Source organism: Microbacterium sp. BF1 (assembly GCF_019279095.1).
GTDB lineage: Bacteria > Actinomycetota > Actinomycetes > Actinomycetales > Microbacteriaceae > Microbacterium > Microbacterium maritypicum.
In genome coordinates this window covers 1-7,338 of sequence record NZ_JAGYWT010000085.1, presented here as the reverse complement: position 1 = coordinate 7,338, position 7,338 = coordinate 1, and the positions used below count along the sequence as shown (strand labels likewise).

7 protein-coding genes and 1 pseudogene are annotated in these 7,338 nt (G+C 66.9%); 5 read left to right on the top strand and 3 right to left on the bottom strand.

Annotated features, from left to right (window positions below):
• Nucleotides 1–121: 121 nt before the first annotated feature.
• Nucleotides 122–244: pseudogene (locus tag KZA10_RS04915) on the bottom strand (IS481 family transposase); the annotation flags it as partial.
• Between the two features lie 422 nt (nucleotides 245–666).
• Entirely contained in the window at nucleotides 667–1,284 is a 618-nt protein-coding gene (locus tag KZA10_RS04910) for a MerR family transcriptional regulator (RefSeq protein WP_218682327.1), read from the bottom strand.
• A 71-nt stretch (nucleotides 1,285–1,355) separates the two neighbouring features.
• Here KZA10_RS04910 and KZA10_RS04905 point away from each other — a divergent pair, with 71 nt between their 5' ends.
• The 3 genes from KZA10_RS04905 to KZA10_RS04895 all read left to right on the top strand — a co-directional run bounded on the left by KZA10_RS04905 (nucleotide 1,356) and on the right by KZA10_RS04895 (nucleotide 3,374).
• Nucleotides 1,356–1,862 (top strand): DUF4188 domain-containing protein, encoded by a 507-nt coding sequence (locus KZA10_RS04905; protein WP_218682326.1) that lies wholly within the window; start codon nucleotides 1,356–1,358, stop codon nucleotides 1,860–1,862.
• 61 nt (nucleotides 1,863–1,923) lie between these two features.
• Complete coding sequence (locus tag KZA10_RS04900) at nucleotides 1,924–2,352, top strand: polynucleotide kinase (RefSeq protein ID WP_218682325.1); 429 nt, start codon at nucleotides 1,924–1,926, stop codon at nucleotides 2,350–2,352.
• A gap of 71 nt (nucleotides 2,353–2,423) precedes the next feature.
• Nucleotides 2,424–3,374 (top strand): hypothetical protein, encoded by a 951-nt coding sequence (locus tag KZA10_RS04895; RefSeq protein WP_218682324.1) that lies wholly within the window; start codon nucleotides 2,424–2,426, stop codon nucleotides 3,372–3,374.
• Nucleotides 3,375–3,393: 19 nt separating this feature from the next.
• On the opposite strand, the gene KZA10_RS04890 is transcribed toward KZA10_RS04895, so the two are convergent.
• Nucleotides 3,394–3,963 (bottom strand): TetR/AcrR family transcriptional regulator, encoded by a 570-nt coding sequence (locus KZA10_RS04890; RefSeq protein WP_308289585.1) that lies wholly within the window; start codon nucleotides 3,961–3,963, stop codon nucleotides 3,394–3,396.
• 86 nt (nucleotides 3,964–4,049) lie between these two features.
• On the opposite strand from KZA10_RS04890, the gene KZA10_RS04885 reads away from it, so the two are divergent.
• Both KZA10_RS04885 and KZA10_RS04880 read left to right on the top strand, forming a co-directional pair.
• A complete protein-coding gene (locus KZA10_RS04885; RefSeq protein WP_218682323.1) occupies nucleotides 4,050–5,051 on the top strand; it encodes an SDR family NAD(P)-dependent oxidoreductase in 1,002 nt (333 codons plus the stop codon).
• 276 nt (nucleotides 5,052–5,327) lie between these two features.
• Nucleotides 5,328–7,338: M1 family aminopeptidase (locus KZA10_RS04880; RefSeq protein ID WP_218682322.1), on the top strand; the 2,011-nt coding region annotated here is incomplete at its 3' end.

Below are 7,338 nucleotides of genomic sequence, written 5' to 3'. Positions count from 1 at the left end.
GCGGTCATCGTGATGATGCCTTTCGAGTGGAGGTAAGAGACTTCTCGAAGGATCACACGGTGACCGCGCTTACGTCGCGAGCGACGAGCCGGCCACCGCGGGCTACACCACCTTAAGGGGCACTACTTGCCGGCGACACCTGGAACCGCTCCGCAGCACGTCGGACCGACCATCCCTGGACGTTGATCAAGTCGGCCAGACGAGCCCGACCAACAGGCGTCAGGGGTGCGTTAGCGTGAGTCACGAAGACCTCCGTGCGTGGAATGTGAGTGTGGTAACCCACATCCTGCCCGGAGGTCTTCGCTAACTCACGTGATCACAACGTCCCGAGGAAGAACAGCTAGACGCCCGGGCAGATGGATGGGTCACCAACGACAGTTGGTCCCTCTGGCGGGTATCGATCCTTGAGCATCGAGATGATCCAGCAATGGCAGAGATTGTTGCCAAGACGCCCCCCAACGAGCTCCGTCTACTCCGCGATTATTGGCGGAATGAGAGCGATCCGATGACGATCGGGGTGTGGCGTCAGTATTGGCGTGGGCTTCGCTAGTGCGAGGCGCTTGATGTTCGACGTCTCCGACCGAGCACCGCGCTCTGCGCCCCGTCCTCGGAGTGGTTAGAACTCGGGCGATTCGCTCGCCCCGTCGTCCCGGCACCCGCGAGAATTCAGCTGCCCGTCGGTTTAGCGAACCGCTCCCCCGAGCTCACCTGCTGCGCCACCCGCCGCAGCGCTAACAGCAACGGCTCCACCAGCACCGACCCCAACACCACGTAACGCACGGCGGCTTCCGCGGACTCCTCCGGCACCCCGGCGATCTCCGCATCCGCAATCCGTCGCATGCTCGCGAGGTACTCGGCCATCACCGCGTCCTGCACACTGAACCCGACGCACTCCAACCCTTGCAGCGCTCGCGCCACCGCATGCAGCACGGCCGGGTCGCACATACCTGGCTTCCACCCGAGCCCTGCGACCAAGCGCTCGGCGTCCGTGAGATCCAGCGCCTCATCCACCGGGGGAGTGATCGCCGCATGCGCTGTTCCGAGCAGGTCGTTCGCACTCGCCGGCGGATCATCCAGCGCGCCGAGCACCCGCCGCGTCTCGGCGATGCTCACCCCCGCATCGAGCAGCGCGCGGATCACCCGCAGCCGCTCCACGTGCTTCTCGCCGTATGCGGCCTGAGTCGCAGATGACCGCTCGCCCTCGGGCAGCAGTCCCTCGCGCAGGTAGTACTTGATCGTCGGCACCGTCACGCCGGTCTGCGCTGACAGTTCGGAAATTCTCATGGCCACCTCTTGACTTCGATAGTAGCGCTATCCATTATAGATAGTGACGCTATCCAATCAGAGGAGTCATCATGTCGAAGGTCATCACGGGCCGCATGACCCACCGCCACGAGGGCGAGCTCGTCGTGTTCCACATCGGGATGCAGATCAACCGCTGGTGGCGCCCCGACCTGTGGATGCCGGCGTTCTTCGCCATGCCACGGATGCTGCGCGAGCTTTCCATCGACCCCGACTCGGGCATGCTCGGCTACCACCTGCTCTTCGGCGCGGGCGGACCCTACGTCGTGCAGTACTGGTCGTCCGTCGACAAGCTCTACGCTTACGCGTCCAACCCGAGCCAGGAGCATCGCCCCGCCTGGACCGCCTTCAACCGCGCCGCCCGCAAGGCTCCGGGAGCGGTGGGCGTGTGGCACGAGACCTTCCGCGTCGACACCGCCGAGAGTGTGTACGTGTCGACGAAGCCGATGGGACTGCCGAAGGCCACGGAGCTCGTCGAGGTCGGCAAGCGGTACGACCGGGCACAGGCGCGGTTCGCAGAGGGGCGGACGGAAGCGACCAAGTCCGAACCGGCACAGTAGGAGCATCCGCTCGGCACTCCACACAGCGATCTTCGGCCCAGGAACCCACTACCCTCGCACCATGCCCACCGATCGCCCTCGCGCCTGGATCTTCGACGTCGACGGCACTCTCGCCCTCATCGGCGACCGCTCCCCGTATGACATGCGCAACGTGGCCGTCGACACTCCGAACCACCCCGTCGTTGTCGCCGCTCAGGCGTTCGCCGCGCATCCCGACGTCGACGCGCTCATCGTCGTCTCGGGCCGCGATGAGACCGCTCGCCGCGCGACCGAGGCCTGGCTGACGTTCAACGAGGTCCCGTTCGACCGCCTCCTGCTCCGCCGCACGGGCGACCAGCGCGCCGACAACATCGTCAAGGCCGAGATCTACGACGCCCACATCGAACCGCACTTCACGGTCGTCGGCGTCGTCGACGACCGCCGCAGCGTGGTCGAGATGTGGCGGTCTCGCGGGCTGACCTGCTTCCAGGTCGCCGAGGGCGACTTCTGAACCCCGACGCGCCGGCCAACTCCGCGCACACACCCTTCCGGCGCACCCCGGGTTCTGCCACCATGAGGGCCATGACGCCGGACACTCCTCCCGCCACCGAGCCCGACCCCGGCCGGTTGGAGAAGCTCCACGACTGGCTGACAAGCCCGGGCGGCCGGCTCATCCGCTACCTGCTCGTCCTGATCATCGTCGGGCTGGCCGTCTATCTGTCGCTCACGGGATGGTTCCAGGTCTGCGAGACCGTGGACTCCGAGAAAGACGGCCTCACCCGAACCTGCTCCGGCCCGAATCTCACGAGTGCCGGCGTGCTCGCAGCGGTGATCTTCGTCTTGCTGCTCCTCTGGCCCGACCTGTCGGAGTTCAGCGCGTTCGGTGTCACGCTCAAGAAGCTCGTGCAGAAAGTCGAGGAGAAGGTCACCGAGACCCGCGACAAGGCCGCTCATATCGACGCCACCACCACCACGACCTACTCGCGGGTGGAGGATCTGCAGTCCACCGTCGCCACGCAAGGCGGAGACATCAGCCACCGCCTGTCGCTCATCCAGTCCGATCTGACGTCACTCACCGAGCGCGAGGCGGAACGAATCGCCGCTCCGCCCTACTCGGAGGCCGTCCGGGTCCCCTCGGAGCCTGCGCCCCTGAGCCCCTCGCCGCGATGGGACAGCCTTGACCGCGATGCTCTCGTCCGCGTCTGCGAAGAACTCTTCGGCTCCGACAACCTCGAGTACACCGTCGGCAGCCTCGACGACGTGCTCGGCGACATGTGGTGGCCCGCTGAAGGGGTGGAGGGAGTCGACAGCCGGGCCGCCAACTACACCGGGCTCATCCTCGAGCTGTTCCGCACATTCCGCGAGCGATGGGAGCGAGCCAGGCAAGACCGCTTCCACCGTGAGCAGGTAGACACGATCCTGCGATCCATCGAATCGATGCTGCTCGCGCTCATCGGCGGAAGATACGTCGACGACGAGTCGATCCGCATCGCACTCGCCGCCCTCCGCCTCCTCCACCGGCACGAACGCTAGTTCGACAGCTCACTGCCCCCTACGCCGCAATCCCCCGCAGCAACCGCACCACCGTCTCCTCGACCCGCTCCGCGCTCAACGGCTGCCCGATCAACGCGGAGTACGACGCCATCGCGATGAACTGGTCCGCGATCGCGGCCGCATCCACATCCGCCCGCACATCGCCCGCAGCACGTCCGCGCGACACCCGCTCGGCGACCCACTCGCGAATCGGCGCCGCCAACCGCTCGTTCAAGACGAGCCCCAACTCAGGATCAGCCGCCGTCACCTCGATCAGCGCCCGCGCGAGCGCCACACCCTCAGGCCGGGCCAACCCGGCCGACATCGCCGAGAACCACGCCCGCAGATCAGCCCCGAGGTCATCCGTCATCGGCACCGACACCTCGGCACCCGGCAGCGATCCTTCGAGCAGTGCCTCGCCGAGGATCGCGGCCTTCGACGGCCACCACCGGTAGATCGTCTGCTTCGACACCTCCGCCGAGTCGGCGAGACCTTCGATCGTCACGGCCTCGTATCCGTCTGCGGCGAGCGCGCGCCGCATCGCCTCCAGCACGGACTGGCGGGCTTTCTCACTGCGAGGACGGGGCACCATTCGAGCGTACTCAGGCGTAGACTCGAACATAAGTAGACGCACCGTTGCGAAACTACAGCGACACCCGAACAAGGAGAACGAGCATGGCCCTCACCGCACACTCCACCATCGGCGACTGGATGAACGACCCGACCGGCGGGCCTCTCATCCGCGGACTCTTCGCGCAGACGGGCGCCGACCCTGAGCTCCTCACCCCCGTGCTGGGCCTTCCCCTGCAGCAGCTGGTCGCGATGAGCCAGGGCCAGCTTCCCCAGTCGGTGGTCGACGACCTCGTGCGCGCGGCCAACGGCGGCGAGATCCCCGAAGACGACACCTCCGAGGGCTGGACCGAGAAGCCCACCTCCGGCCGTTTCGCCGGCAAGACCGTGATCGTCACCGGTGCCGCCTCCGGTATCGGCAAGGCCACGGCCTCCCGCATCGCCCGTGAAGGCGGACACGTGATCGCGAGCGACATCGCTGCCGAGAAGCTCGACGCCCTCAAGGCGGAGCTGCCGGATGCCGACATCGTCACGGTCGCGGGTGACCTCACGCAGCAGGAGGCGATCGATGCGGTGCTCGCTGCCGCAGGCGATCGCATCGACGGTTTGGCGAACGTCGCCGGCATCAACGACGACTTCTCTCCCGCGGGCGAGACCCCCGACGCCGTCTGGGACCGCGTCATCGCGATCAACCTGACCGCTCCGTTCAAGCTCATGCGCGCGGTCATCCCCGTGATGGAAGCGGCGGGCCAGGGCTCGATCCTCAACGTCTCGAGCGAGGCCGGCCTGCGCGGCAACGCCTCGGGCAATGCCTACACGGCCAGCAAGCACGGCATCATCGGCGTGACCAAGTCGGCGGCCTTCATGTACGGGCCGAAGGGCATCCGCGTGAACTCGGTCGCCCCGGGCGGCGTCGCCACCGGCATCCCGATGCCCCCGCACATGTCCGAGTACGGCTCGGGCCGCCTGGCCCCGTTCCAGCAGGCGATCCCGACCGTGGCGACGGCCGAGCACCTGGCCGCATCCATCACGTTCCTACTGTCGGACGACGCCGTGAACATCAACGGCGCCATCCTCGCCTCCGACGGCGGGTGGTCTGTGCAGTAAGCCGCACCCGCGAAGCCGACGCCCCCGCCGACCCGAACGGCGGGGGCGTTTCGCATCTCCGGGCGGATGACGCACGGCGGCAGCATCCTGGACAGGGTCGAACAATTCCCCCGGTCAGCGAACAGAAAAACTCGCCGCAACCGAACCGTGAACGGCACGATATATTGCAGAAACATACGTTCCATACGTTTCATACGCATCCCCAGGGCCACAAGCCTCCCCCCGCACCACGACGACGTGACCGGTCGCCCGCGTTCTGCCTACCTGAAAGCCCCCATGCCTCGACTGACCTCCCCCGCCCGTCGACGATTGATCGCGACTCTTCCGATCACCGCTCTCCTCGCCGGTTCCCTTCTCGCCACCTCTCTTCCCGCGGCAGCGGCCGACGACTCCGTCGCCGGACCCCGCACCTCGGGCGACCCGATGTTCCCGAACATCGGCAACGGCGGCTACGACGCCCTCGACTACGACGTCTCGCTCAGCTGGAGCCCGACCGGCGTCGCCGACGGACTGATCACCGGCGACATCACCACTGCCACGACGACGATGACCGCCCGTGCCCTCGCTCCGCTGCACCAGTTCTCTCTCGACTTCGAAGGCATGACGGTCGAGGGGGTGACCGTCAACGGCGTCCCTGCCAGCTGGTCGCGCGACATCGACCCGGCTGCGGAGAAGTTCAAGCTCATCGTCACCGTGCCGACCCCGGTGGAAGGGGAGTTCACCGTCGCTGTCACCTATAGCGGCACCCCGGTGGTGCACGTCGACAGCGACGGCGCCTTCGAGGGCTGGAACGGCACGAACGACGGAGCTATCCTCCTCGGACAGCCGATCGGCACCATGGCCGGTTTCCCCCACAACAACACCCCGAGCGACAAGGCCACGTACACGATCTCTGTGGATGCCCCTTCGGTGCTCGCAAACGTCTCCGGCGTGCAGGGCGACGCGGCCGTCGCCAGCAACGGTGAACTGCAGTCGAAGACCGTCTCGGGCGAGCGCACCACCTGGGTGTGGCGACAGGACAAGCAGATGGCCTCTGAACTCGTGGTCATCGCGATCGGGCGCTTCGAGGTGATCGAAGGCTCGGTCACCCTGAGCGACAACCGCGTCATCCCCTCGTGGTCCTTCATGGACGCGGGGCTCAGCGACACGAACAAGACCACCATCCGCAACCGGGTCGCGCAGCTCGAGACCATCACCCGCAACCTCGAGAGCATCTACGGCCCCTACCCCGGCAACAGCACCGGCGTGATCGTCGACACCGTGCCCAGCGGGGTCAACTACGCCCTCGAGACGCAGGACCGATCGTTCTTCCCGAGCACGAACTCCGTGAACGGCAACACCCTCATCCACGAACTCGTCCACCAGTGGTACGGCAACAACGTCGCACCCACCACCTGGACCGACATCTGGATCGGCGAGGGGATGGCCACCTGGGGCCCGACCTACTACAACAGTGCCGCAGCCTTCGGCTCGGGAACCAGCACCGAGCAGAGCTACTTCAACTCGTGGAACAACAAGGCCTCGTCGAGCGCGGACTGGAACATCCCCCCGGGCGCCCAGACCGCCTCGAACGAGCTCTACGGCTACCAGACCTACACCCGCAGCGCCCAGTTCTGGGAGGCGCTGAAGATCTCGATCGGCGACAATGCCTTCTTCGCTCTGATCAAGGAATGGCAGACGCGCTTCGCCGGCCAGAGCCGCACGAGCTCCGACCTCAAGGCTCTCGCCGAAGAGCTCTCCGGCCGCGACATCACCGCGCTCTGGAACGACTGGATCCTCGAGCCCGGCAAACCCGCCTGGCCCGACAAGCTGTCCGTCTCGCTGACGGCGACTCCGGCCGCCACGGAACCGCTCGACATCGGCGACACCGCCACCTACACGCTCAGCGCCACCAACACGGGTCGGGTGGCCCTCGCCTCCTCCGTGGTGACGGTCGACCTCAGTGACGTGCTCTCGCGCGCGACGCTGGTGGCTGTGCCGGCGGGCACTGTCCTCGACGGCACGACCCTCACCTGGAGCGTCCCCGCGGGCGTCGCAGCGGGGGCCTCCACCGAGGTGCAGTTCACGGTCGAAGTGGCTGAGGATGCACCGAGCGGTGCCTTCTCGTCGACCGCGCGCGTCGCCACACTCGGCGGCACCTGCGTCACCTGCGTCGCGGAGCTCTCGATCATGGAGGTGCTCGCGCCGACCAGCGTTCCGACCATCACGGGCACCGCGGCGGTCGGACAGACCCTGACCGCGATCTCTGACGGCTGGCCCGCCGGAACCGCGCTCAGCTACTCCTGGG